Genomic DNA, 26,296 nt, shown 5'->3' with positions numbered 1-26,296 from the left:
GATTTTAGCGTCAGTCAAGTGATCAGCTCTTAAAAAGTTAATGGTTAATGGTTCATCGGTTTTTGATTGGGGGTTAGCCAAAAGTCAACCACCAACCACCAACCACCAATAGCTTTGAGCTTTGAGCTAATTTCTGCTCTGGGTCAGTCGTTCTGGCAAACGATCTAGGCGAATTAAATCTTGGTAAGTTTCCCGCTGCACAATCACCTGGGCTTCTCCGTCCTTGACTAACACCGCTGCTGGTCTGGGTAACCGATTGTAATTAGATGCCATGCTGTAATTGTAGGCACCAGTAGCCATAACCACCAAAATATCTCCTGGCTGAGTTTGAGGTAGGGTGGCATCTTTAATCAGAATGTCCCCTGATTCACAATGTTTACCAGCAATTGTGATTTTTTCGGTCAGGGGAGCTGACATCCGGTTGGCAACAACAGAGCGATAAACGGATTGGTAGGTAATGGGACGCGGATTATCTGACATACCTCCATCAACTGTCAAGTAAGTCCGGATTTCGGGGATGATTTTAGAACTACCCAAAGTGTAGGCAGTGACACAGGCTGGACCAACAATGGAACGCCCGGGTTCCGATAGCAGTTTCGGTAGGACGAGTTGCCGAGAAGTGCAAGCAGCAACAACGGAGTCACAGATTCCCTTGACCCAATCATCAATACTAGGGGGGTCATCAGATTCTAGATAACAAATCCCTAAGCCTCCTCCTACATTTACCTCTTGTACTGACAAATCGTAGTCAGCAGCTTTAACAATACACTCGACTAGCACTTTCGCCAGATCTTGATGGGGTTGGCTCTCAAAAATCTGAGAGCCAATGTGGGCGTGTAAACCAACAAAGTTGAGGGTTGGGTGTTGGCTGATAAAGGTAAAAACTTCATCCCAGGTATCGGGATCAAAGCCAAACTTACTGTCTAGGTGACCCGTGCGAATGTAATCGTGGGTGTGACACTCGATCCCTGGGGTCAACCGAATCATGATCCGGATACTCTGTTGTGGTAAAGAAGCCAGGGCTTTTAACTCCAGCCAGTTATCCACTACGATGGTGCAGCCACTCTCGGTAGCTAGCTCAAGTTCACTGGTAGATTTATTATTCCCATGGAAATAGAGTTTGTCAGCACTAACGCCAGCTTGTAGAGCAGTGTAGAGTTCACCACCAGAAACCACATCGATTCCCAGACTTTCAGAGTTTGCGATCGCACAAATTGCTAAACAATTCCAGGCTTTAGAAGCGTAGAGGACCAGGGATTGTCCGGGGTAGTACTTAGCAAAGGCTTCCCGATACTGATGGCAAGCAGTTCTAAAGGTTACTTCGTCCACAATGTAAAGGGGGGAGCCAAATTGCTCGACTAGAGTCGTCACATCGCAGCCACCAATTTCCAAGCAGTCACGGCTGTTGACTTTGGCGGTTAGAGGTAACAGTTTCTGATTCGGTGAGGGGTTTGATCGACCATCGCTTTGGTCTGGAGTGATAGATGAATTGAGATACTGAAGCCCTGAATTGTGAACCTCAATGGGTTGAGTCGATAGCATTGTGTAATTATTTTCCTGATTTTGCTTTACAGTTGGAACTTGCGTCTCGTTAATCAGTGTACAATTGAAGGCTGTGACTGTCTTAAAACTTAAACCCCTCAAAGCAGAGCACCTAAGTGCCGCAGTGGCACTGGATCAGCTGTGTTTTGGTGGACTTTGGACTCGGTCGGGTTACGAACGAGAGTTGGATAGCCCCAACAGTCAGTTGTTGGCTTTGGAAGCTCCTCCAAAAGGGGGCAAAAAACAAACTTTGCTTGAAGGCACAGGTGTTCCCATCACCTCATTACCCAATTGCCTGGTAGGCTTAGGTTGTTTTTGGTCAATTTTGGAGGAAGCCCATATTATTATTCTGGCAGTGCATCCTGACTACCAACGTCAAGGTTTGGGTCAATTACTGCTTTATTCCTTGCTACAGGATGCTAAACAGCGTAATTTAGAGTGGGCAACCTTAGAGGTGAAACCATCTAATCAAGCAGCACTGGCTCTTTACCAAAAGTTCGGCTTCACTGAAGCTGGACGACGTAGAAAATATTATAAAGACACTGGGGAGGATGCTCTGATTCTATGGCGAGGGGGTCTGAAAAGCCCTGAATTTGAGAAAACAATGGCCGATTGTTACGAGGAAATTAAACATCGCTTGGCAGCGATTGACCTGGAAATTGGTTAATCCCTAATCACCAGAAATGGCTCGAAAGTAAGTAAATAACTGTTTCAATTGCTGCGAGTTGTGTAAAAATCAACAGTGGCTTGGTTTACCTGTGCTAGAATCAGCTTACACGGGCATGCAACAGGTGATGGGAATACGCCATGTTTGAACGCTTTACAGAAAAAGCCATTAAGGTGATCATGCTGGCTCAGGAAGAAGCACGTCGCCTAGGTCATAATTTCGTAGGCACAGAGCAAATCCTCCTGGGTCTGATCGGAGAAGGAACTGGCGTAGCTGCCAAGGTCCTAAAATCTATGGGCGTAAATCTCAAAGACGCTCGAATTGAAGTTGAGAAAATTATTGGCAGGGGTTCCGGCTTCGTTGCTGTCGAAATCCCCTTTACCCCAAGAGCAAAGCGGGTTCTGGAGCTATCCCTAGAAGAAGCTCGCCAGCTAGGCCATAACTACATTGGTACAGAACATCTGCTACTTGGGCTAATACGGGAGGGAGAAGGCGTAGCGGCTAGGGTTTTGGAAAACCTAGGAGTAGACCTGTCTAAAGTCAGAACCCAAGTTATCCGAATGTTGGGTGAAACGGCGGAAGTAACAGCAGGAGCCTCTCAAGGTCGTACAAAGACTCCTACTCTCGATGAGTTTGGCTCAAACCTAACCCAGATGGCTAGTGAAGGCAAGCTAGATCCAGTAGTAGGACGGGAAAAGGAAATAGAACGGGTAATCCAGATATTGGGACGCCGTACCAAGAATAACCCAGTATTGATCGGAGAACCAGGGGTAGGAAAAACTGCGATCGCAGAAGGCTTAGCCCAACGAATCGCTAACAATGATGTTCCAGACATTTTGGAAGAAAAGCGAGTCGTTACCCTCGATATTGGCTTACTGGTTGCTGGAACCAAATACCGGGGTGAGTTTGAAGAACGCCTGAAAAAAATTATGGATGAGATTCGTCAGGCATCTAACGTAATCCTGGTGATTGACGAGGTTCATACCCTGATTGGTGCAGGTGCAGCTGAAGGCGCAATTGATGCGGCAAATATCCTCAAACCAGCCTTAGCAAGGGGAGAATTGCAGTGCATTGGAGCGACAACTTTGGATGAGTACCGCAAACACATTGAGCGGGATGCAGCCCTAGAACGTCGTTTCCAACCAGTAATGGTCGGTGAACCGTCAGTAGAAGAAACTATTGAGATTCTATACGGCTTGCGAGAGCGCTACGAGCAACACCACAAATTGAAAATTTCCGATGAGGCTCTCGAAGCAGCAGCAAACCTGTCAGACCGTTATATTTCCGACCGTTACCTGCCAGATAAGGCAATTGACCTGATCGATGAAGCAGGAAGCCGAGTGCGTTTGATTAACTCCCAGTTGCCCCCAGCAGCAAAAGAGCTAGATAAAGAACTGCGTCAGGTTCTTAAAGAAAAAGATGATGCGGTACGCTCCCAGGACTTTGATCGAGCTGGGGAACTACGCGATCGCGAAATGGAAATAAAGGCGGAAATTCGCTCAATTGCCCAAAGCAAGAAGAGCGAATCTCGGGGTACTGATGAAAGCCCAATTGTAGATGAAGAGGACATTGCTCACATTGTTGCCTCTTGGACTGGTGTGCCGGTACAAAAACTGACTGAATCAGAGTCGGAGAAACTACTGCACATGGAAGATACCCTGCATCAACGCCTGATTGGTCAGGAAGATGCGGTTAAAGCCGTTTCCCGAGCAATTCGTCGAGCCAGGGTAGGCTTAAAGAATCCCAACCGTCCTATTGCCAGTTTTGTCTTCTCTGGACCTACAGGGGTCGGTAAGACAGAATTAGCTAAGTCATTGGCAGCTTACTTCTTCGGGTCTGAAGAAGCCATGGTGCGCCTAGATATGTCCGAATACATGGAGCGCCATACCGTTAGTAAGTTGGTAGGTTCCCCTCCTGGATATGTGGGCTACAACGAAGGTGGTCAACTAACTGAGGCAGTGCGACGTCGTCCTTACACAGTAGTGCTGTTCGATGAAATTGAAAAAGCACACCCAGATGTGTTCAATATGCTGCTGCAAATCCTAGAGGATGGGCGGTTGACTGACTCCAAGGGTCGGACGGTAGACTTTAAGAACACCCTGCTGATCATGACCTCGAATATTGGTTCCAAGGTTATTGAAAAGGGTGGCGGACAACTGGGCTTCGAGTTCAGCGATAATCAAGCGGAATCCCAATATAATCGAATTCGGAATCTAGTGAACGAAGAACTTAAACAGTACTTCCGCCCAGAGTTTCTGAATCGTTTAGATGAGATTATCGTCTTCCGTCAGTTGACCAAAGAAGAAGTCAAGGACATTGCCAAGATTCTGTTAAAAGAAGTGTTTGGTCGTCTGTACGAACAAGGCATTACTCTAGAAGTCAGCGAGAAATTCAAAGACCGTTTGATCGAAGAGGGTTACAACCCCAGCTACGGAGCCAGACCATTACGCCGAGCTATCATGCGGTTGTTGGAGGATGTGCTGGCAGAAGAAATTCTTTCCAGTCGCATTAAGGAAGGAGATATTGCCTTTGTTGATGTCAATGAAGAGGGTAAGGTGCAAGTCAGTCGTAAGGAAAACCGAGAGCTTTTGCCTCAAGGAGTTGAGTAAGTGATTGTAGGGTAAAGCTCCTACTTATCCAGTGCTAACTCCCCTTAATCCCCCCTTACTAAGAGGGGGGAAATTTTTGCCATTGTTTATGACAAATTAGCATAATAAGTACGGAAGAACCTAAAAAAGTGGTACCAGTAGTAAAAATGGGACGATAAGAGTTTATAGGACAATGGAAGACTTTTTTAAAAATGTATCTCGTTACCCACGCTACCTAATCAGTATTACTCTAGGGATATTCTATTCCGTGTTTTTGCTGGTAAAACCACTACTTAACCGCCCCCTAACTGCGATCGCATTAATTGGCATAGTTGTGGGAGTTTCTCTATTCTTAGTTTTTACCCTACGTGGCATGCTCGGTTTCAGTCCGGTTTAGACTAGGTTTAGACTAGGTTTAGACTAGGTTTAGCAGCTTTCGATGATGCCCATACTTTAACAAAGGGAACGTCATGACTACAAGTCGCCGTGTTTCTCGGGTTTCCTCCCTAATTCAGCAGGAGGTTAGTCACATGTTGCTTAACGATATCAAAGATGACCGGGTCGGTAGTGGGATGGTTAGCATTACCAACGTCGATGTCTCTGGCGACCTCCAGCACGCTAAGATCTATGTCAGTATCTATGGCACTGATGAGGCAAGATCTAAAACAATGGCTGGATTAAAATCAGCTACAGGTTATGTCCGCCGAGAACTAGGTCGGCGGATTCGCCTGCGCCGCACACCAGAGGTCATGTTTATTGAAGACCGTGGTCTCGAAGGAGGCGATCAGATGCTGAACTTACTGAATCAGCTTTCTCAAGAACGCCAGAGCAAGCAACTCGAAGACGATATTTCTGGAGCACAAGCTTGAATTATCTCCCAAAGTCACTGCCTGATCTAAATAACCTTTCCCTAGCAGAACAGGTGGCGCAAATGGTAGTGGTTCGAGCATCTGGCTACCTATTTGATCACCAAATTCAGTATCCGATTTGGGAACCCCCAGCCCAGCAATTGCAGCGTTGGTTGCAAGAGTTGGGTATTGGGGGTGTTATTTTACTAGGCGGGAGTGCTGTGGAACTCGCCCTCAGGTCGAAACAACTCCAAGAGTGGGCAAAAATTCCCTTACTGATCGCTGCTGATATTGAAGAAGGTGTGGGTCAAAGGTTTGCCGGTGCCACCTGGTTTCCCCCACCGATGGCACTGGGAGCGATTGCCCAAAACGATCCTGAGCCAGCTTTGCAGTATGTCCGTACCATGGGAGAAATCACCGCTACTGAAGCCTTGGCAATTGGGATTAACTGGATCCTGGCACCAGTTGTTGATGTCAACAACAATTCCCAAAATCCTGTGATCAATGTCCGGTCCTTTGGTGATAACCCTCAAATCGTTAGCCAATTGGCTTCTGCCTTTATCCAAGGAACCCGACCGTATCCAGTCTTAACCACTGCCAAGCATTTTCCCGGTCATGGCGATACCGCTACAGATTCCCATCTGGATTTACCCGTCTTGCCCCACTCACCCCCCCGACTAGCTACCGTCGAATTGCCTCCCTTTACCAATGCGATCGCTGCTGGGGTAGATGCCATCATGACCGCTCACCTCCTAATTACAGCTTGGGATGACCAACACCCCGCCACCCTGTCTGAGCGAATTTTGACTCAACTGTTGCGCACAGACTTGGGATTTGAAGGACTGATTGTGACAGATGCTCTAGTAATGGGGGCAATTGCTAATCGCTATGGTGCGGATGAAGCGACAGTCATGGCTGTAGAAGCCGGTGCTGATATTCTCTTGATGCCCGTTAATCCCGAAACAGCAATTCAGGCAGTGTGTCAAGCAGTCGAACAGGGACGCATCTCACGGTCGCGGATTCAGGCATCAGTAGAGCGGATAAGTCATGCCAAACGCAAAGTGGGGTATCACTGTCAAAGAGAGGGTTTAGAGGAACACTCCGCTGCACAACAAATACCATCTCTACAAAACCCACCCTCACAACCTGTCCTGGAGTCGGGCTTAGACGATGATCCAGCTCAACAACCGATAACATTTCAACCCAACCCCAATTGGCTGTCGCAACTAGCTCAACCAACCACCCTAACGACTGTAGCCGATATTCTCCAGGCTTCCCAGATAACTAGAGGTTTTTTAGCTTCAGCATCAATACCCAGCAGCAGTAATCAACCGTTACGTAATCTAATTTTGGTCGATGATCTCTTAGCTTGTGACTTTTTGGGACAGCACACACCAGCAGTCACTTTACCAAGAAGGCTGGGTTACAAACTCCAACTGGTTGATAGTCACACTACCCTACCCTCCGAAATAGTAGATAATTTTGTTGGTGCTAAATCTACTCTGCTACAGCTATTTATCCGAGGTAACCCGTTTCGGGGTAGTGCTGGATTGACAGCAGTAGCTAGGGCATGGTTTAAGATGTTGTTAAAAACTGGGGATTTACAAGCTCTGGTGATTTACGGTAGTCCTTATGTGTTAGAGCAGTTCCTGCCCGAGTTGCCACCGGAAACACCATATGTATTTTCTTACGGGCAGATGCCAGCAGCTCAAGCGATCGCTCTTGAAGCATTGTTACCCGAAAGCTCAACAATAGATACTTTTGTGAGATTTATTTAATTTTTAGGGAGTTTTAAGCTAATTTCTGCCAATTTGCCCCTCTACAGCTTGATCAGAGGACAATATCAAGATGAACTACTGCAATACCTATAGTAATAGAGATTATAACAGAACCATAATTATAACAGAACCATATAGCCCTGGTCAATTAATAGGAGTTGACAAAATCACCAATCCAATATATAAAACCACCGATAATTCCAGCTGTACTCCTATCCCCCATCCCCGGATTATTAAGAGACTATTTTTGACACTCCCCGGCCTAAAGGCGCGGGGATTCAATGATCAACGAGCCGCCTTAAACCACTATGTCCCAATCTTTGACGCCGTCAAAAAGTAGGCAATACCATTACCAAAATCCCGTCAAGACCAAGAGTCTAGTTTAGTTCATAGTAGACCCAGAGGGCGATTCTCACTATAGCGTTTGGTTACTTAATGGGAAGTGCCTTAAAAGTCCGTTTCTCTTCCTTTTCACCTGGTTTCGGTGTGCCCCACCGTACCGTGTTTTCTTAAAGCGTGATTTTTCTGGGTTCACACACCAATTGGTAGTTGATGATTGGGTTTTTAAGGAGGATTTTCCCTACCCTCCGGGCATTATTGTTTTAAGGTCAAGCAGTGGCGGGCTTCTGACCCGGTTGCGCCAAGGCCAAAGGCCACGCTACGCGAACGGTTTTTCAACCTGTACCCTATATTTCAAGTATACCCTAGCGCTATAAAATTGTCAACCTCAAAGGCGACTAAAGTCGCTAGTCACTTTCATCTGAGCTCGCTTTGTGACGGAGTTTTCAGTGTTAGGTTTTCTAATAAAGTAAATCTTAAGACAGCTAGAGTAATGAATATGGGTGGGTTAAGGCGGACAGCTCTGTTAAAGCGATGCAGCGAGGTACCGCGATCTTGGGGAGCCAGTGCCAACCTGCGGGGGTTTCCCCCATGAGCAACTGGCGTTCCACGGGGCTTTCAGCAAGGATTTAAGCTTTATTTAACAAACAGTCTCTAAAATATATCCCATATTGTGATTACTTAACCAATGCAGACAGGTTTGACAGCCAGGTGGTCCATAGAGAGACAGGGGGTTTGAGAGAAAGGTAGCTCCTACAGCCAATGACCAATGGCTCAGTCATAACCCAGTAGGCATTTTAGCTGAGCATGGGTTAGACTTTGACAACTTGCCCAAGGTATTTGAAGATCCTTATCAACAAATCTTGGTCAATGGTAACTTCTTATACTGAAATAATTTTAGTTCACAGTAAATAAATTTGGATTAATATAATCGTATCCCCGTTTTTTAGATCAAGCTGATAATATATCCATGAGTGTTAACACAGTGCCATCTACCCCTTCTATCCGTTATTCAATCGATGTGATCCAAGACGAAGCACGTCGCTTGGTGGATAAAGGATTTGTCAGTCGTCAACAGCCCATTTACGTTCTTTGCCAATATATTCCAGCTCGAGAATGGCTGTGTGTGGAGTGTGAGCTAGAGCAGTGCGAATTCCTGCTAAGAGACCGCATTGCTGACCTGATCGGTTCTCAACAATGGGAAAATGACTAAGCGACCTCAGTCAAACGGCATAGAAGCTGATCCTTAGACAAAAAAGTGCGATCGAGTCGATAACTAACAAAACCCCATCAATGCCACCGATAAAGGCTATAGTAACTTACCGGATTGGTTGGGCAACCGTCAGCGGTTGAGTAGATCTCAGCAAACTTCAGGGAATGGTGTTGGGGAGTTTCAAACTGCCATTTTTAATAAAAAGCCTTGAGTTGATGGTATCTCAGCGCTGAGTGGGTAAATCTATTAGATGGGAACAGAAATGTCAGAGATTGAGCGGAGTTTCTGTTTCCCGTGCTTGATTTCTTGCCTATTAGGCTCCCGCTCTAGTCTCCCACTCAGACCTGAGTTTTTTCACGCTCCGCGTAAATCTAACTATTACTGTCTGATTTACGCAACTCCTCTAACTCCTTACGAAGATCAGCAAGTTGTGTTGTCAGTTCCTCAATATCATCCTGTGCATTGGACTGAACAGGATTGCTAGATGATGGTGCAGCAGGATCACTGGAGGTACCTGTTGTCGGTGAACCCACGGGATTACCTGGTTGATTCCACATCTGCTCAATAAAACGTCGGGCTTCAAGTTCAGTAGTCTCTCCTTTTTCCGCCCACTCAGTCATCTGTTGATTGAAATCTGACTGAAACTGAGCCAGACTTTCTTCACGCTTGTCAGGGTCTTGCAGGGTTTCAACGAAAGAGGCTGTTGCCCCCAAGGAGGCGCGAAACCCAGTTTGCAGTAATTCCAGGAGATTGTTGGAGTTCATTTATACTAACGATTTCCCATAAATTTTTTCTTAAGAACGTCCCACGGACGTGCAGTGCATCTGCTATGGAAGAGCCGAAACGGTTAACAAATTCTTCCCCATCTTAACCATCTCCCCCTGTTGCCTCTCTCCCTCCTGTTGCCTCTGACCTTAGTTTCTTGAGAGACATTAGGCAGGATGTCACAGGACAATAGTTGCTGGAAATGACACCCAAGCCTTCAGCTGACTTGTTCCAAATACAGGTTAACATCTTCTACCACACGAGTCAGTTCAGCTTCCGTACTCAAGCGGATGCGATCATCTCTGAGGGTTATTAAAACCTTAGCAGCAAACGGAGAAGGATAGATGTTGGGATTGCAGAAAATCTCAAGAAAGACATCCCCAGTAAATTGGTACTCCATTGGTTTTTGAGGCTTGGGTCTACCACCACTAGATACCTGAGCAGCAGCTTTCAGACTCTGCATCAGTTGGTAAAGCTCACCTTGCAATTTTTTGGCAGCATCGGCGGTGAATGGAAAAGACACCGAACCGTCATTAAGATTTAATTTAAGTGGTATAGCGGACATATAGCGATTTTAAATTGGGTGAGGTACAGATTCTTGGGTTTTAGGAAACAGGGAACAGGGAACAGGGAACAGGGAACACAGAATAGGCAAGAGGCAAGAGGCAAGAGGAATCCCCCCTAACCCCCCTTAGTAAGGGGGGCGGGCAAGAAGTAAAAAATCTTGTGTACCTCATTAGGATAGAAAGCGCTATAAGGCAACTTTGAGATGTTATGGATTGTTTGGTGAACTACCCCAACTTACTTCGTTGTTCGCGTTCGCGCAGCGTCGGCTTTGCCGAAAGCGTGGCCTACGGCCAAGTTGAGGCTTCCAGTTTCACAGAAGAATGCCTCAACTTGGATGGACGTCCACGTCTTGGTCTTACTTGTTCTCCACTGGCGTTGACCTCCCCCGTCCCAGAGGAGGATAGCATTCTGATTCCTTCTGCTCTAATGTTTTTAGCCGCATTACCATCTCTATCGTGGTGAATTCCACAACTTGGACAAGTCCAAGATCTTACGTCAAGCGGTAACTCCTTGATTTGGTAATGACAATTAAAGCAGGTTTTAGAACTGGGAAACCACCGGTCTATTTCAACTAATACCTTGCCTTCTTTTTCACATTTATAAGACAGGAAGTTTACAAAGGTTCCCCAGCTTAGATCAGATATTGCTTTAGCTAGTTTATGGTTACGAACCATGCCCTTGACGTTTAGGTTCTCGACTACCACTACTTGATTCTGATCCACTATCTTTCTGGATAGCTTATGTAGGTAGTCTTGACGGACATTTCCAATCCGTTCGTATACCTTAGCTACAATCTTCCTGGCTTTCTTACGTCTATTGCTGCCCTTTTTCTTTCGAGCAGCGATACGTTGTTTATTGGCTAGTTTCTTTTCGTATTTGGCTAAGTGTCTTGGATTTCCAAACTTAGAGGCTTTTTCGCCGTCATAGGTAATAGCAAAATCTTTAATCCCCAAATCAATTCCAACAATCTTCCCTAGGTGCGCTTTCCGTGATGGCGAGCAATCCCTCGCCATCACGGGTCGCACCTCTGTGGATGGTTGTATGTCATCCGAATCATATTCCATCAACACAGAAGCATAATACTTCCCAGACGGAGTTTTGCTAACTGTAACAGTCTTAATTTCTCCGTCTAATTTCCTGTGGATTTTAGCCTTGACAATTCCTAGTTTTCCAGGAAATTTAATGCAGTCGCCTGCTTGCTTAACGCGCTGTGGATATTGAATTGATTGGCGATGATGATATGACTTGAATCTAGGATACTTTGCTCTACCCTCAAAAAAGTTTTGATATGCGCGACTAAGATTCAGGCTTACAGATTGCAATACCTGAGAGTAACAGTCTTTTAGCCATTCAGTTTCTTTATCTTTTTTGAGTTTTGGCAACATAGAATTGAGGGCAGCACGAGACAATCCTTTGCCAGTTTCTTTGTATGTCTCTATGCACTGATTCAGTGCATAATTCCACCACCAGCGAGCGCAACCAAAGTGCTGAGCAAGTATCTGGACTTGTTCCTGTGTGGGATAAATTCTGACTTTGACGGCTTGATGTCTCACTGCTTCACCTCATTTATCGACCTTGTGTACCATTATATATATTTTGCGGTACATCGTCAAGGCATTCTCAATAATTGTTCGCGTAGCGTGGCCATAGGCCAAGGGTCTATCCATCCCCACCCATGCATAGGGTTTGAAGTTACCGTAAGGTAGTGGAGCCTTTAATGTTGGTAGGTTATGGGTAAAAGTTTTAAGTCTGTTGTAATAAGGCGACCCAACAATCAGGTTTCGTCTCCGGGATGGGGAATTTCGACCCCTCTTGCCTCCCCTATTCGTTAAAACCTTGGGTAAACCTTGGGTTTTACAACTAAGCCATTTTTGAGCTAATCTCAATTTTTTGGACAGTTTCTTGACTTGTTTGGGGTTAGCCATCTTCCGCCACTTGGTTTTGGTAAGCACGGGCCTAGCTTGTTCTGCCGACTTTTAGATAAACAAAACATGTGACCCAGCCGATGCAGTTCAAGTCAACGGTCAATGGTAAACTTCAAGGACAAAAATATTAAGCCCTTATTATACTTGCCTGTGGGGACTAACATCGGTCCCCAATGACTATTAATCAAAGCTGATAATCAAAGCTGAGGCTCTGCTTGGGACGTGGTAGCCAAGCTTTTCTCTTTGTCCCGCTTCCGCTTTTTGGCATACAGCTGAATTGAGGCAGCCATTGCTATAATCATCGCCAGAATTAACCAAGACGTAACATCTGTAGGCAAACTGTTCTTAAACACTGCCAGTAAAACAATTACCATCAGCAAGACAGTAGGTGCCTCATTCAGAGCACGGAACTGCTGACCAGTCCAACTGCATTCATTGGCAGCCAGCCGTCGCATAATCCTACCACAATAGAAATGATAGACCAGTAAAAGTGCTACAAAAGCCAGCTTGATATGTAACCAACCTTGCTTGAGCACTTCTGGTTCTGTTAGCAGTAGACCAATTGCCATCGCTACCGTTACCACCATACCTGGGGTAGTAATTATGTGATAGAGACGTTTTTCCATAATCTCATACTGATTTTTGAGAATGGTTTGGGCAGGTTCAGGCTCCTGTGAAGCCTCTGCATGATAGACAAACAGACGCACCAGATAAAACAGACCGGCAAACCAAACCACTACACCAATGAAGTGAAACGCCTTGAACCAGAAATAAGCCATAGATTGTGTCCTCCATTATTACAACAGCGTCATGCAGCTCAGGAGTGTATACCCTCCTGACTTCAGCTATAGCGCGTGCGCGTATCAGCTATCAGCTTTTTGAGGGAAGTCCCACGAATAATCATGTACTCACGGTCCTCAGCCAAATGCCTAAGTTTTCCTTGCTTCAAAAGCTTAGTACACCAGAGCTGATCGCTAAATGCTTACGATTATCTCATGTCTTCTTAAACTCATACAAAAACCATACAGAGTCAAACAGATAGATGAACCATAGCGTAAACCTGGGGTTGGGACAATGGACAAATAAAGACAAATAAGAGCGATGCAGAGGTCCGACCCGTGGCGAATTTAATTACGGGTCAAAAGCACCATTACGGTCTTGGGGTAAACCCCCACTCGCGCTTTGCATCAAGACAGGGAAACGTTTTACTTAACCAATGTCAAGGGTATGATTAATGCCAGCAGCATGCGAGAAAAAAGAAGATCACCTCGCCAACAGACCTCCATTTCTTATCGATTGGCTGGTCTCTTCTCAGCTCGTCAGCCAGTCGTTAATATTAGTCGAGGAGGTTGCAGCATTTACAGTGAAAAAGCTATCCCAGTCGGTCAAGTTATAAAAATACAGTTTTTTTTGCCACAAAATCACACAGTGACTGCTACAGTTAAAGTCATGTGGTGCAAAGAATCTAAAGGAAATTCCCTAGCAAACTATAGAGCTGGTTTACAGTTTGCAACAGTCTCACCAGAAAGTCTAGATTGTCTTTTGGGTCTGCCAGCAACATCTATTTCAAATCCTCAAATTCAGCTTAAGAAGTTACTAATAAATGCTACTGCCAACACTTCTAACACCTGCTACACCTAATCATAATAATAAGTTGCGTTCAAATATAAAAGATATTAACCTTTGAACAGATGAGGGATTAATCTGAAGGATTAATAGGGTAAGCAGATACTACTGATTAATTTTAATTGTTAATTTTAATTCAACGTAAGTATTCAGCCGTCAGTCGTCAGATATCAGCTATCAGCTATCAGCTATCAGCTATCAGCTATCAGCTTTTGAATAAAACAGGAACCTATCCCACTAATCTCAAAAGATGGTAGTCTATTGCTGGGTTGATTTAGGTGTATGACTCTATGGCTGGGCGCTTTGAAGGGTTAAGTGATTTGGAATGGAAGTTGTTTGAAGATATCTTCCCCAAGGACCGATGAAAAACGGGGTAAAGGAATGCCTCATTGTCCCTATCGTTATGTTTTAAACAGTTTGTTGTACCTACTGATTACTGGATGTAGATGGTGTGATCTACCACGAGGGGAGATCTGGGCATCAAAAAGTTCGTCTCATCGATGGCTTTAGCGATGGCGCAAAGGATGGAACATTTGAACATTTACAAGCACGTGTGCTAGCGATCGCAGATCAAAAGGGCTTGATTAAATGGGAGTTTGGTGCCGTAGACGGCTCTTTTTCCCCCTGGCAAGGGAGGAGGTGAAGGCATTGCTTATGGTGGTAAAGGTAAAGGTGTTCTGATTCACACCCTGACTGAAGGTAGTGGAATGCCTCTAGCTAACTGTACAACTCCTGCCAATGGTAGTGAAAGAGAACAAGTCTTACCTCTACTGGATCAAGTCAAATTGAAAACTTTGAAACCAGGTAGACCACGTAAGAGGCTCAAGGTACTAGCTGCAGATATTGGTTATGATTCCAAAGAAAAACGTGCTGCTCTGCGTAAGCGAGGCATTCGACCCCAAATACCAAAACGGATTTGGAAAACCAAGAAAAATCGAGGAAGACCGATTAAAATGTCGGTGCCCAGATATCAACAGGAACGTTGTTTTGCTTGGTATAGCGCGAAAATATCGTCGTCTAGTGGTTCGTTGGGAACGACAAAAAGTTTATTTTGATGCATTTATTGATCTTGCTACTATTCATCTGTGGATTCAAAGACTCTTATTAGTGGGATAGGTTCAGGTAAGCATTGGTTTAATCTGAGTTAGGTTAGCTGACGGCTGATGGCTGACTGCTGACTGCTTAATGCTTACAATTCAACTTGGTATAAGTTGCAATCAAAGATAGTCCATGTCTTGATGCAAAGCGCGAGTGGGGGGGACTCCCACTCGCGCTTTGCATCGCTTTGTCAAGTTGCTGATCAGGAGTGAAAATCAAGGACAGTCAACCGTTAACTGTTATACCATTTTCAGTTATTGAGGCTAAAGATGATTTACTGGTAATTGGGAAGAAGGTAATTGGGAATTGACCAAGGAATTACCGATTACCCATTACCGCGAAACAATAAGGTGCGACCCGAAGGTGCGACCCAAGGCCGCGAGGGATTGCTCGCGGCCTTGGAGGCGCGCACCTTGAGCGAATTTAATAATTAGATGCGGAAAGCGCACCTTATGTATTTATAACAAGCCTACACAGAAACTGGAATTATCTGATTAGTTATTTATACTTATTAAATTAATCTCAAAGAACACAAACCACCTTGTGGTTATTACAACTATTGACTTAGATAAGCGCACTAAAGTCAACTAATATCTACAACTTAATCAGGCTCTTCCGCACAAGTTTATGGTTGCGGTTCAGTTCACTTATGCTCAAATTATTACTGGGCATTGCTTTCAGAGTGAAAAATATGTTTATCAAGTCAAATCTTTGCCCAGTAAGGCGATAATAGATTTGGGGGTTTATTGAGCATAATATTTACGGAAGAGCCCTTAATCATTGAGATTATATCAGTTAAATGCCATGGACTTTGTCAAGGTTCATGGCAGTTTTAATGTAATTTGATTTTCGTTGTTAATGACTAATTATAACATTTTTTGGATGCTCATATACCCCCCAAAAAAAAGTATACATAAACATACATAAATCATACTAAATCAAACCTGAACGCAAACCTAAACGCAAACCTATGGTCTAAAGAATAGATTTATACACAGCAGGATCGGTAATCTTACCATCTGCTATCATTTCAGTACTTCACCTAGCACAACTTCCTTAGGAGTTGCTACAGTGAAGTAAACCCTTTGCTTAGCTGCATCTACCTTTATATAGATTTATGAGTACTGAACAATTAAATCAAGTTATAGAAGCAATAATTTCTGGCAAGTATTCCTGGGCTTGTGTATTGATATTACGTTTTTCTGGCTACAATCCTTTGCAATATATGCCCTATCGAACTTACAATCGGTTAATCAAACAAAACTATAACTTAGGCAACCGGACTAAAACCTCATGCTCTCAACCATCAAAAATCCTCAACAGGTGTTAATCATCAAGACAACCAAAATAATAAATTAATAAAAAATCCTAGGCCCTAGGCTCTAGACTCTAGGCATTAGGTATTAACCATCAGGCATAAAGTACTAAAACCATTACTCATTAACCATTAACCAAACACCAAACACCGGGTGCATCTCACTGTCTTGATCCAGTCGCTCATGAGGGGAACCACGGCAGTCGCTCATGGGGAGGGGCTGTGTGCGGAACCTGCGTCCGCACCGCTGTTTGCCCCGTGGAAACCCCCAAGACCGTAATGGTGCGTTTTCCGTGATGGCGTTCGCGTAGCGTGACCTACGGTCAAGGGATTGCTCGCCATCACGGGTCGCACCTCTGCCTCCCCAAGACCGTAATGGTGCATTTTCCGTGATGGCGTTCGCGTAGCGTGACCTACGGTCAAGGGATTGCTCGCCATCACGGGTCGCACCTCTGCATCGCTTTTGCAAAAACACTCTTCGGCAATAGAAGGCTAATATCATGTTATGACAATTACCCTTAATAAAAATCTCCCCCATATCCCTATCTTCCTATCTCCCCCTCTCCCCACCCTCCCCACACTGCCCGCGCCTGGGCCCCACACTTCCTTTAGTTATAGATTTACAAGTAACAGATGCACCCCAAACACCAAACCCCTAACCCCTAACTCCTAACTCCTAACATCTATCTTTCAGGAGATTAATTTGACTAACACTCATTTACTCAAAGAGCGTAGGAAATTTCCGCGTCATATCACCTTACTAAATTATCAGATAGAAGGACTGATTTCAGATCAAAATGATTTAGTAGTTAATCTGAGTCGAGGCGGTGGCAAAATTTACATTAACAAACCATTAAAAACTGGGGATCATAAAAAAATTAAGTTCTGCTTACCAGGAATAAGTTACACAGCTACTTCTATGGTTAAAATTGCCTGGCAAAGGGAAATTGGTTTAGATTCACCAGCTAAATATGAAGCAGGAGTGAAGTTTTTAGATATCTCACCAGTCAAGCTTATTACACTTTTAGAACGGAAACAACTTATCTTCAGCAATCACTTTCAGTTCAAAGTATTACTGAAAACGTTTGCTGCTGCTGCCTGTATAGTTTCTGCACTTGCTCAGTCAGCTAGTACTCAAACCTTGGCACCAGGCACTATTCTCAGTATTTTGCTGGAGAGTCTTAATGATCGTATCTCTTGGGTAGCAAGTCAAAATCCCACTGATGAAGCTAGCTTCAGCTGGGAGCAATCTCCTAGGCAGCATCCGATGGGATTTAAGTTTAATCAGTATTTAGTTAGTGTTGATGATTTAGAGTCTGCTCCTGATCCAATAACAATGGCTAGTTTGGTATTATTAGGTGCTACATTTCTGATCCCATGTCGTGACCTAGACTAGAGTAGTAATACCAAGTTAGCTTAATTATCTATTTTGGTAGGATTAGATTAAGGGCTAAGGTTATGATCTTAAGCCTTCTGTTTTTATTTGCCCTGTGTTTTTTTTTTATGATCAAACAATGGGAGTAATTAAAAAGTAATCATTTTAGTTATAGCCATTAATTTCGTTTAAAATTATTAATTTTATTGAGAATGCACCATTAGTTATATAGAATATAGATATGAGCACTTAGGTTAAATCCCCTGCCTTAATGCAGGGGATTTCTTCATGGGATTAATTAGTAAATTTACAAAGTAAATAAAAAATAATCAGTTAACTATTGACCCATACTCGAACATGAACACACCAGGTATAAATTCCAGGTTGAAGCTTGTTTGCTTGTTCGGGTAGCGTGGCCGTTCGCGCAGCGTGGCCTACGGCCTTAAGGCGAAGGTTCAGAAGATAACCTTTAACCTAGCAACCTAGTAACCTGGTAATAGCGTTTCGGTTTACATCTGAATTGAAAACATTGATGGAGGCATGGGGGGATGGGAAGAGAGTTAATTGAGGCAAATGCAAGTTGTAAACAATTCCGATGCTATCAGATTTGATATAACCTGCAACCTGCAACCTATAACCTATAACCTATAACCTATAACCTATAACCTATAACCTGCAACCTGTAACCTGTAACCTGCAACCTGTAACCTGCAACCTGCAACCTGTAACCTGCAACCTACACCTGCAACCTACACCTGCAACCTACACCTGCTCACCATCTGTAGCTCGAATAAATGAAATTGGGATCAGCTTTACTTTATGAATAAGGGTTAAAGTTATAGCCCTAAAAATAAAGGAATTATGAATACGGATTTTGTACAAAAAGTATGTATACAAAAACTATACATTTAACATACATTTAAAGCTTAATTTAAACCTGATTAAAAACACGAGGTTTCTAGGATAAGTTTATAGAAAAAAAAAATTGTAATTGACTGATTAAGCCACGATGAACAACCCTATGGCTATCCCATAAAGCCACGGTTTACTCGTCCAATTGCATCACTATTATGGTCAGCTTGTAGAAGTTTGTTGAGCTGGTTTGGCAAGCTCAACAGAGTCGCAGTGGTAAGTACCTGGAAATAAATAAAGTTAGCGTTGTCAAGAAGTGTAAAGGCATTGAATCCCGTTCTGTTTCCTGTTGCCTTGTCCGAAGTTACCTTTTCTTAACAGTTCACTTTAATTTTATCCTACTACTTAACTAACCGCATCTATACTGACAAACCGAACTCTGGTAATCCCTAAATTTTCAGCTTTTTGTCGGAAATCAGGCAATTTATGCCATCGCTAGAGTTGCTTAGCTCAAAGAGAGACAAATTAGCTCTCCAGCTAAATCCGAAGTTGGAGTGACTTTTACGGAGATATGACCAGAAGACCTTAATCACTCGTTAGTACCATGACTCAATCCACTGCAAAGACCTATTCCCGTCTGAAAGTATTTCTAGCAACTACTACGACTACTTTGGCTGGTATGCTGGCCACTACTGGTGCAGCTAATGCAGCTAGTATCACCCATACTCAGACCATTGAATGGCGACCGACAACTGTTGATAAATCTTTCATTCTCCCCAAATTCGATGAGGCTTTGGGGACTCTCGAAAGTGTCACGATTGACCTGATCGGATTTGTCAAGGGAAATGCCCGTGCGGAAAGCCAGGAGGGCGCTCCGAGTACAGTAACCTTGGATCTGGCATCTGAAATTGCCTTAATCTTGAGTGAACCTGATATTACCCTAGTTGAGGTGAAGCCCCTAGTTTCAGAACAGGTTGCTCTCTCTAGCTATGACGGTGTACTTGATTTCGCAGGATCTTCTGGAGTCACATTGCCTGAGCGTACCGCTTCGGATAGCACCACTAATACATTTATGTCTGGGGACTCTGAGTTGAGTTACTTTGTAGGATCTGGAGACCAGGACTTGATATTCACAGCCCTTGGTACTTCCACAGTAACGGGTGCGGGCAATTTGCTTTCTGGGTTCCAGACAGATGTAGCAGGGGAAGTTACATTGACCTACGAGTACGAGTCGGTGCCAGAACCCACCAGTGTTATCGGTCTTGGTTTGGTAGGACTGGTGCTGTTGACACAAACAAAACGGAATAGGAAGAGTTGATAATTATTTAAAATTGCTTTTGCCATAGTGTATCAACCGAAGTTCCACTAAACTGGAAACTTCGGTTTTATGTTGTTTAGTGATTAGTCATCTGGTAAGCATTCAGCTATCAGCGTGTCGCGTATCAGCGTGTCGCGTATCAGCGTGTCGCGTATCAGCTAATGCGCTACGCGCAATCGCTGTTTTTGAATAAAATAAGCACCTCAAGTAGGGTGAGCCTTGGCCTATGGCCACGCTACGCGAATGGCTCAGGGCTGACGGCTGAATGCTTACTTCATCTGACCAATGAACAATGGCTAATCACTAATCACTAATCACTAATCACTAATCACGCTTTGAAGAAACTATTCCCACTCTATAGTTCCAGGAGGTTTGGAGGTAATATCATAGACTACCCGATTAACTCCCTTGACTTCATTAACAATCCGGTTGGAAATAGTTTCAAGTAACTCATAAGGTACTCGTGACCAGTCAGCGGTCATACCATCTTCACTGGAAACAAAGCGCAAGACAATCGGATGAGCGTAAGTGCGCTTGTCCCCCATTACTCCCACACTTCGTATTGGGAGCAACACGGCAAAGGCTTGCCAAAAGTCGTTATACATTCCCTGTCGGCGAATTTCATCTCGAACGATGAAATCAGCATCCCGCAGAATATTCAACCGTTCTGGTGTCACTTCACCAATGATGCGAATCGCCAATCCTGGTCCGGGGAAGGGATGTCGGCGCACAATCGCTTCTGGCAAGCGGAGGTCACGACCGAGTTGGCGCACTTCGTCTTTAAATAGCTTGCGTAATGGTTCTACCAGCTTGAAGCGTAGGTTTTTTGGTAAGCCTCCGACATTGTGATGGCTCTTGATTTTCACAGCTACCCGCTCACCGGTTTTGGGATCAACGTTGGTATGGGCTGATTCAATTACATCGGGATAGAGGGTACCCTGAGCTAAATAATCAAATGGACCAAGACGCTGGGATTCTTCTTCAAAGACGCGAATGAATTCGTGACCGATGCGGCGACGCTTTTCTTCTGGGTCAGTGACACCAGCAAGGCGAGCCAAAAAGCGATCGCGAGCGTTTACATACTCTACTTGAATAGAAAATTCTTCCTCAAATAGCTTCACCAACTGCTCTGGCTCGCCTTTGCGCATGAAGCCTTGGTCAATAAACATACAAGTTAGTTTATCCCCAATGGCGCGATGGAGTAAGAAAGCAAGGGTAGACGAATCTACTCCACCAGACAGAGCCAGCAGAACCCGTTTTTCCCCAACTTTGGCACGCACTTCTCGAATTGCTTCCTCGATAAAAGCAGCAGTGGTCCACGTGGGTTCACACTCGCAGATGCTGTAAACAAAGTTACGGATTAGGGCAAGACCATCGGTTGAATGTACAACCTCTGGATGGAATTGCACGCCATAAAGTTTTTTCTGATAGTTAGCGATGGTCGCACAAGGGGTATTCTGAGTATGGGCAAGGACTTCAAAGCCATCTGGCAAAGTCACACAGGAATCCCCGTGGCTCATCCACATGGTTGAGTGGTCTCGCACATTGCTCAGTAAGTCAGTGGGGTGATCAATTAGTAAGGCCGCTTTACCATACTCAGCTTTTTTTGCCCTGGTAACTGTTCCACCTAGTTGTTGCACCATCAACTGCATCCCATAGCAAACCCCTAGCACGGGTATGCCGAGATTCCAAATTTCTGGGTCACATAGGGGGGCACCATCGTCATAGACTGAATTGGGGCCACCAGAGAGAATGATGCCCTGGGGATGAAGCTGCTGTAGCTGTTGAGCTGTGGTCCGATAGGATAGTACCTCGGAGTAAACCTTAGTCTCGCGAATGCGACGAGCAATCAGTTCCGAGTATTGAGAGCCGAAGTCCAGAATCACAATCATCTGGCGATTCAACTGCTCTCCTAGAGAGGCTACAGGCAAAGCCTCTTTCTGGTAAGATAGTTTGTTGGTCCTTAGGGTTACTGCTGTGTTCGTCATGTTTAGTTGTGTGAATGTACGAACAGGTCGCTGCCTAGGTGTGCTTCTGGGCAGCATAAATTGATTGCTATGAACAGATAGGTTGAAAGCTGATGGTTTCCGTAAATTAATCCTTCAACGCCCCAACACTTTGATGTGGATGGTAGCGCTGGCATTAACCAGTTAGTCTGAGTCGTAGACTCTCATCGACGATACAGAACTTAATCTGTTTACGGTTATGTCAGTTTCCACTCCCACACGCACTTCATAGACCTGCCTGGCAGTGGTATGTCTGTTGACACTCTCCTGACTTCTAGTCAGGAGATTTTTCAGGGTTTCAGTCTATATGTCCTGAAATCCGAAGTTTCAGCTGATAATCAGGTCAATTTATCATACATTGGGTTCGGCTACAAGATCCGGACGCCAATGTATAAAGATTTATAAAAATTTATCACAAATTATCACAAATTTGAAATTAATGTGCAACCTGTGGGACTGGTAACAATAATTTTGCGATCGCGATCGAACAATACAGAGCCCACCTGGATATGCTGCTCACTGTGTTTGCGGATGTAGTCAAAGCAGCGTTGGTCAATGGTCAATGCGATCGCATGATAAACCTGATTGACCCAATCAGTGCCCTGAGTCTGATCCCATTGACGCAGACAATTGAGAGCAGCTTCAGTGGTTTGACTGCCAAATACTTGCCTGATCAGTGGGGTTGGTACTCCTAACTGCGCACAGTGAGCAGTGAGAATTTCCAGTCGTCCATCAGCTAGGTGGTGGTGAGTGTGAAAAATTCCTCCAGCCAGTTTAATTAACTTACCATGATAGCCAAATAACAAAATTTCTGGAACCTGGGAGTACCCAGCTGCTACCAACAATGGTCCGAGCCAATTCGCTGTTTTAACCAGCCGCTCGGGATTAATCCCCAAGCCTCGCGCCAAATCTAAGCCATTTTCTCCCACACAAAAAACTAGTGTTGTCGAATGTGAGGAGGCTTGCTCTTTTAGCAATTTGCTGGCTTTTGCTTTTAATTCATCCTGGTAAGCAGCTAATTGACCAGGAGCACTCAGAGGCTGGGAAATGCCAGTAGTTCCTAGTAGGGAAAGTCCTTCTACTACACCAAAGGCAGAATTAGAAGTACGCTGTGCCAACTTCCGCCCTTCCGGCAAGATAATCGTCACCTGAATTTTCTCTGACGGTGCTAGCAGACAACTCAAGTTATGGTGCAATAGTTTCTCGGCGTAAGCATAGATGGCTGGTTTCCCTCCGGCATTGATTTGTCGTCCAATTCCTTCACCCCCCAATAACTGTATCGATTCAGTTTGCTCCAAGGAACCCCATTCTACTACTGCCCAAATCGGGGTATTACGGGTAAGGTCAAGGTTATCACCAGGGTTAGAGTGAGTAATAGCTAGCGCTACCCCTTTTCGAATCCCAGCCACTTGCTCAATGGGAATGTCTGCGGTTTCAGGAGGGTTAATTAAGTCCACTGACACCGTTTCGAAGGGTTCGCCGTTGCGTAACTGATGGAGGGCGGCTATGGCTGAGGCACAGGCAAATACAGGTAAGGTATATCCAGATTGAGGTAGGGAGGTCGTCATGTAACCAGGTGAAATTTGCGGACGCTTAGTTATAGCAGTTTGACCTTGGGTGAGGTACAGATTCCTGGGTTTTAGGGAGTAGGGAGCAGGAAGGGAATAGGTGATAGGGAAGTCAGAAGATGCAAGAGGAAAAAAATCCTGTCTACTTTATTACTATGATAAATGCTATATTCATTGTCTAAAATTTGCTGATCTAATTTATAATTTATAATTTGTAGTTACCGATTACGGTAAACCAAAAATCCACCAACTATAGCTTTTTCCATTTCGGTAATACATTATTTAATGTAAATGGGGATTTGTTGATAATTTTTTAATGGTTTTTTTTTACTTTCAATTAACAATAGGAATCCTAAATTAATTGTGATAATTTTTGAGGCCATATTCCCTACTGCATACGGGTGCATCTCAATGCATGTAAAAACACTCTTCGGCAATAGTAAGATAATGTTATGACAATTACCCTTCATAAAAATCTACCCACACACCCGACCCACACTTCCTTTAGTTATAGATTTACAATAAAAAGATGCACCCACTCCCTACTCCCTACTCCCTACTCCCTACTCCCTACTCCCTTTGCTATAGTACCAAGGGTTTGATATAACGCTTGATTATGTATCCAACCTACAAAACCACTGTAGAGACAGTCTCCTTCAGGGCTAGCTACAAAGACATGGTGTATTAGTAAAGGATTCTGCCAAGTCCGAATAGAAATGCCATTTTTAAATGTTATATAGGTCTTGGCTCGGTGAAAATCTCGACTATGACCATCAGTCATACCTGGGACTGAGTGTAATTGTTGAATTAAGCTAGTAATAAAGTCTCCTGGTGGAGGAGGTTGTGTGATAACTGGATTCGCCCAAAATTTATGGATTTCTGCTGCGACTAACGGATGATTTTTGAGAGCAGCATGACGCACATTAGGTAAACAAACGAATTTACTAGGAGAAAACTTGGTTGTCTCTATTGTAATCGTACCGTCGCTACCGTGATCACTATCACCAGCTATTACTAATGTGGGAATCACTGCGCCAATGGACTCTGCTAGTTGTCGGCGGTTGATACCTAAATCCTTTGCGATACCAATACCAATGCCCAAGGGGTCTATAATTCTAGCTAGATCTGCACCACCAATAGGAGAACCAATCAACACTAACGATTCTACTTGTGACCACCAGTCTCGGTGACGGCTAAGGAGTTCTAGCCAAATTAAGCCACCCATGGAATGACCAATAATTCGGATTGGTGTCTGGGGATAAGTGACAATGGTATCTAAGACAATGTGTTCGAGTTGGTTGATTAGGGGTTCTATCCAGAGCCAAGTTTTGAACCAACCGAGATCGGGAGTAATTATGGCAGTGCGGGATGTGGCTAAGGATTGGGCAAGGCGTGCCATCGCTTTAGAGTTATCCGCCCATCCGTGTTGTGCGTATAGAAGAAAATCTGGTTTGTCGGTCATTTCCCCTAAATCTGGGATACTGGTAGTTTCTTATCGATTTTAGGTAGGGGAGTACACCATGAGTAAGTAATTGTGACACTCCCTTGAGGGTCACAGAATAGACTTTGCAAGAAAAGGAATGCACCCTAACCGTTGCAGTATCACTGGATTCTTGGAAAGAGATGCTGCATAGCATTAGCTACAAGGGCTGAGGGACTGATTCCGGAATAGGTATAACCTATTACCAAAACCCTTTGAAACCCCATGGTTCGGTGCAATTATGAATACTGTAGACTATCTCCGGATTAGCCTAATTGACCGCTGCAACTTCCGTTGTCAGTACTGTATGCCTCAAGGAGCAGAGCTTGACTATATCCTACGGCAAGAATTACTCACTGATCAAGAACTGCTGACTCTGGTCGAGGAGGTGTTTATCCCGGTAGGATTTAGAAAGTTTCGCCTCACGGGAGGTGAACCTCTATTGCGTCCAGGTGTAGTGGATTTAGTTAAAGCGATCGCATCTTTACCCGAAACACAAGATTTGGCCATGACTACCAATGCCTTTTTACTGGCTGGTATGGCAAAGGAACTCTACCAAGCGGGTTTACGGCGGATTAATATTAGTCTGGACTCCCTCAATCGAGAGACATTTGACAAAATTATCGGCAATCGGGGACGTTCGCGCTGGGAACAGACTTGGGAAGGGATAAAAGCTGCCCATCAGGTTGGATTTGACCCGTTAAAGCTGAATGTGGTGGTAATTCCAGGAGTTAATGACCAGGAAGTGCTGGATTTAGCTGCTCTAACCATTGACCGCTCCTGGCACGTTCGATTTATCGAGTTTATGCCCATCGGGAACTCCCAGCTATTTGGTGAGCGGGCGTGGGTACCTTCGGAAGAATTACGGCAACGGATTCGCTTACGCTGGGGTTTGATAGAATCAAGTGTCCGGGGTAATGGCCCAGCTGATGTGTTCCAGATTCCTGGTGCCAAGGGCACCCTGGGATTTATTAGTCAGATGTCAGAATGTTTTTGCGATCGCTGCAATCGGATGCGTCTATCTGCTGATGGTTGGCTGCGTCCCTGCCTACTTAATGAACAAGGTCAAGTTGACTTAAAAACTGCTCTACGCAGCGGCATTGATACCACTGACTTAAGAGAGCAGGTCAGACAGTTGCTGATGATTAAACCAGAAATCAATTTCAAGGAGAGAGACTCTGGTACCGATGGTTCATATACAAGGACGATGTCACAAATTGGCGGATAGTTTTTTAGGTTGCAGGTTACTCAGGTTGAAGGTTACTCAGGTTGAAGGTTATTCAGGTTGAAGGTTATTCAGGTTGAAGGTTGAAGGTTGAAGGTTATTCAGGTTGAAGGTTAATCAGGTTGAAGGTTGCAGGTTAATCAGGTTGAAGGTTGCAGGTTAATCAGGTTGAAGGTTGCAGGTTAATCAGGTTGAAGGTTG

At 44.5% G+C, this 26,296-nt stretch carries 25 protein-coding genes; 14 read left to right on the top strand and 11 right to left on the bottom strand.

The window, feature by feature from the left end; genetic code table 11:
* Positions 1-126 precede the first annotated feature (126 nt).
* Complete coding sequence (gene lysA, locus F6J90_RS16730; RefSeq protein WP_293095742.1) at positions 127-1,542, bottom strand: diaminopimelate decarboxylase; 1,416 nt, start codon at positions 1,540-1,542, stop codon at positions 127-129.
* Positions 1,543-1,615: 73 nt separating this feature from the next.
* Here lysA and rimI point away from each other — a divergent pair, with 73 nt between their 5' ends.
* The 6 genes from rimI to F6J90_RS16700 all read left to right on the top strand — a co-directional run bounded on the left by rimI (position 1,616) and on the right by F6J90_RS16700 (position 8,975).
* Positions 1,616-2,209: a ribosomal protein S18-alanine N-acetyltransferase gene (gene rimI / locus F6J90_RS16725; protein WP_293095739.1), complete on the top strand. Its 594-nt coding sequence runs from the start codon at positions 1,616-1,618 to the stop codon at positions 2,207-2,209.
* A gap of 140 nt (positions 2,210-2,349) precedes the next feature.
* Positions 2,350-4,818, top strand: coding sequence for an ATP-dependent Clp protease ATP-binding subunit (locus tag F6J90_RS16720; protein WP_293095736.1), 2,469 nt, complete (start codon positions 2,350-2,352; stop codon positions 4,816-4,818).
* Positions 4,819-4,990: 172 nt separating this feature from the next.
* Complete coding sequence (locus F6J90_RS16715) at positions 4,991-5,194, top strand: DUF751 family protein (protein ID WP_293095733.1); 204 nt, start codon at positions 4,991-4,993, stop codon at positions 5,192-5,194.
* Positions 5,195-5,267: 73 nt separating this feature from the next.
* Positions 5,268-5,666: a 30S ribosome-binding factor RbfA gene (gene rbfA, locus F6J90_RS16710; protein WP_293095730.1), complete on the top strand. Its 399-nt coding sequence runs from the start codon at positions 5,268-5,270 to the stop codon at positions 5,664-5,666.
* Entirely contained in the window at positions 5,663-7,423 is a 1,761-nt protein-coding gene (locus F6J90_RS16705) for a glycoside hydrolase family 3 N-terminal domain-containing protein (RefSeq protein ID WP_293095727.1), read from the top strand. Before rbfA ends, F6J90_RS16705 begins: the two co-directional genes overlap by 4 nt.
* A 1,309-nt stretch (positions 7,424-8,732) precedes the next feature.
* Positions 8,733-8,975, top strand: coding sequence for a DUF4327 family protein (locus F6J90_RS16700; RefSeq protein WP_070395448.1), 243 nt, complete (start codon positions 8,733-8,735; stop codon positions 8,973-8,975).
* Between the two features lie 371 nt (positions 8,976-9,346).
* Here F6J90_RS16700 and F6J90_RS16695 read toward each other — a convergent pair whose 3' ends face one another.
* From F6J90_RS16695 to hemJ, 6 genes are all read right to left on the bottom strand, one after another.
* The gene (locus F6J90_RS16695; protein ID WP_293095724.1) at positions 9,347-9,739 is read right to left on the bottom strand and encodes a hypothetical protein; all 393 of its coding nucleotides are present in this window, start codon (positions 9,737-9,739) and stop codon (positions 9,347-9,349) included.
* A 218-nt stretch (positions 9,740-9,957) separates the two neighbouring features.
* On the bottom strand, positions 9,958-10,305 hold the full coding sequence (locus F6J90_RS16690) for a hypothetical protein (protein WP_293095722.1): 348 nt from the start codon (positions 10,303-10,305) through the stop codon (positions 9,958-9,960).
* 40 nt (positions 10,306-10,345) lie between these two features.
* Positions 10,346-10,477, bottom strand: a complete 132-nt coding sequence (locus F6J90_RS16685) for a hypothetical protein (RefSeq protein ID WP_293095719.1) — start codon at positions 10,475-10,477, stop codon at positions 10,346-10,348.
* Between the two features lie 114 nt (positions 10,478-10,591).
* The gene (locus tag F6J90_RS16680; protein ID WP_293095716.1) at positions 10,592-11,860 is read right to left on the bottom strand and encodes an RNA-guided endonuclease TnpB family protein; all 1,269 of its coding nucleotides are present in this window, start codon (positions 11,858-11,860) and stop codon (positions 10,592-10,594) included.
* A 9-nt stretch (positions 11,861-11,869) separates the two neighbouring features.
* Positions 11,870-12,259, bottom strand: coding sequence for a hypothetical protein (locus F6J90_RS16675; protein WP_293095713.1), 390 nt, complete (start codon positions 12,257-12,259; stop codon positions 11,870-11,872).
* A 170-nt stretch (positions 12,260-12,429) separates the two neighbouring features.
* Complete coding sequence (gene hemJ, locus F6J90_RS16670) at positions 12,430-13,011, bottom strand: protoporphyrinogen oxidase HemJ (protein WP_293095710.1); 582 nt, start codon at positions 13,009-13,011, stop codon at positions 12,430-12,432.
* Between the two features lie 466 nt (positions 13,012-13,477).
* Here hemJ and F6J90_RS16665 point away from each other — a divergent pair, with 466 nt between their 5' ends.
* The 4 genes from F6J90_RS16665 (at position 13,478) to F6J90_RS16650 (ending at position 16,286) form a co-directional block, all read left to right on the top strand.
* On the top strand, positions 13,478-13,873 hold the full coding sequence (locus F6J90_RS16665) for a PilZ domain-containing protein (protein WP_293095708.1): 396 nt from the start codon (positions 13,478-13,480) through the stop codon (positions 13,871-13,873).
* 436 nt (positions 13,874-14,309) lie between these two features.
* Positions 14,310-14,501 (top strand): hypothetical protein, encoded by a 192-nt coding sequence (locus F6J90_RS16660; RefSeq protein WP_293095705.1) that lies wholly within the window; start codon positions 14,310-14,312, stop codon positions 14,499-14,501.
* 4 nt (positions 14,502-14,505) lie between these two features.
* Positions 14,506-14,913 carry a transposase gene (locus F6J90_RS16655; RefSeq protein WP_293097802.1) on the top strand — a complete coding sequence of 136 codons (408 nt, stop codon included), beginning with the start codon at positions 14,506-14,508 and terminating at the stop codon, positions 14,911-14,913.
* Between the two features lie 1,160 nt (positions 14,914-16,073).
* Complete coding sequence (locus F6J90_RS16650; RefSeq protein ID WP_293095702.1) at positions 16,074-16,286, top strand: HetP family heterocyst commitment protein; 213 nt, start codon at positions 16,074-16,076, stop codon at positions 16,284-16,286.
* Positions 16,287-16,389: 103 nt separating this feature from the next.
* Here the strand turns inward: F6J90_RS16650 and F6J90_RS16645 are convergent, their stop codons facing one another.
* Positions 16,390-16,809, bottom strand: a complete 420-nt coding sequence (locus F6J90_RS16645) for a hypothetical protein (protein WP_293095658.1) — start codon at positions 16,807-16,809, stop codon at positions 16,390-16,392.
* A 165-nt stretch (positions 16,810-16,974) separates the two neighbouring features.
* On the opposite strand from F6J90_RS16645, the gene F6J90_RS16640 reads away from it, so the two are divergent.
* The gene (locus F6J90_RS16640) at positions 16,975-17,667 is read left to right on the top strand and encodes a PilZ domain-containing protein (RefSeq protein WP_293095655.1); all 693 of its coding nucleotides are present in this window, start codon (positions 16,975-16,977) and stop codon (positions 17,665-17,667) included.
* Between the two features lie 1,435 nt (positions 17,668-19,102).
* Positions 19,103-19,816, top strand: a complete 714-nt coding sequence (locus tag F6J90_RS16635; RefSeq protein ID WP_293095653.1) for a choice-of-anchor E domain-containing protein — start codon at positions 19,103-19,105, stop codon at positions 19,814-19,816.
* Between the two features lie 344 nt (positions 19,817-20,160).
* Here the strand turns inward: F6J90_RS16635 and guaA are convergent, their stop codons facing one another.
* Together guaA and cbiD are read right to left on the bottom strand one after the other, a co-directional pair.
* Complete coding sequence (guaA, locus tag F6J90_RS16630; protein WP_366513772.1) at positions 20,161-21,804, bottom strand: glutamine-hydrolyzing GMP synthase; 1,644 nt, start codon at positions 21,802-21,804, stop codon at positions 20,161-20,163.
* A 440-nt stretch (positions 21,805-22,244) separates the two neighbouring features.
* Positions 22,245-23,390: a cobalt-precorrin-5B (C(1))-methyltransferase CbiD gene (gene cbiD / locus F6J90_RS16625; protein WP_293095650.1), complete on the bottom strand. Its 1,146-nt coding sequence runs from the start codon at positions 23,388-23,390 to the stop codon at positions 22,245-22,247.
* 452 nt (positions 23,391-23,842) lie between these two features.
* On the opposite strand from cbiD, the gene F6J90_RS16620 reads away from it, so the two are divergent.
* Positions 23,843-23,992, top strand: coding sequence for a hypothetical protein (locus F6J90_RS16620; RefSeq protein ID WP_293095647.1), 150 nt, complete (start codon positions 23,843-23,845; stop codon positions 23,990-23,992).
* On the opposite strand, the gene F6J90_RS16615 is transcribed toward F6J90_RS16620, so the two are convergent.
* Complete coding sequence (locus F6J90_RS16615; RefSeq protein ID WP_293095644.1) at positions 23,947-24,852, bottom strand: alpha/beta hydrolase; 906 nt, start codon at positions 24,850-24,852, stop codon at positions 23,947-23,949. The genes F6J90_RS16620 and F6J90_RS16615 overlap by 46 nt on opposite strands.
* Positions 24,853-25,111: 259 nt before the next feature.
* On the opposite strand from F6J90_RS16615, the gene moaA reads away from it, so the two are divergent.
* Positions 25,112-26,098, top strand: a complete 987-nt coding sequence (gene moaA, locus F6J90_RS16610; protein WP_293095641.1) for a GTP 3',8-cyclase MoaA — start codon at positions 25,112-25,114, stop codon at positions 26,096-26,098.
* The last annotated feature ends 198 nt before the right edge of the window (positions 26,099-26,296 follow it).

The sequence above is a fragment of the Moorena sp. SIOASIH genome (assembly GCF_010671925.1).
Classification (GTDB): domain Bacteria; phylum Cyanobacteriota; class Cyanobacteriia; order Cyanobacteriales; family Coleofasciculaceae; genus Moorena.
The sequence above is the reverse complement of the archived record's forward strand: the minus strand, read 5'-3'. Positions and strand labels throughout refer to the sequence as shown.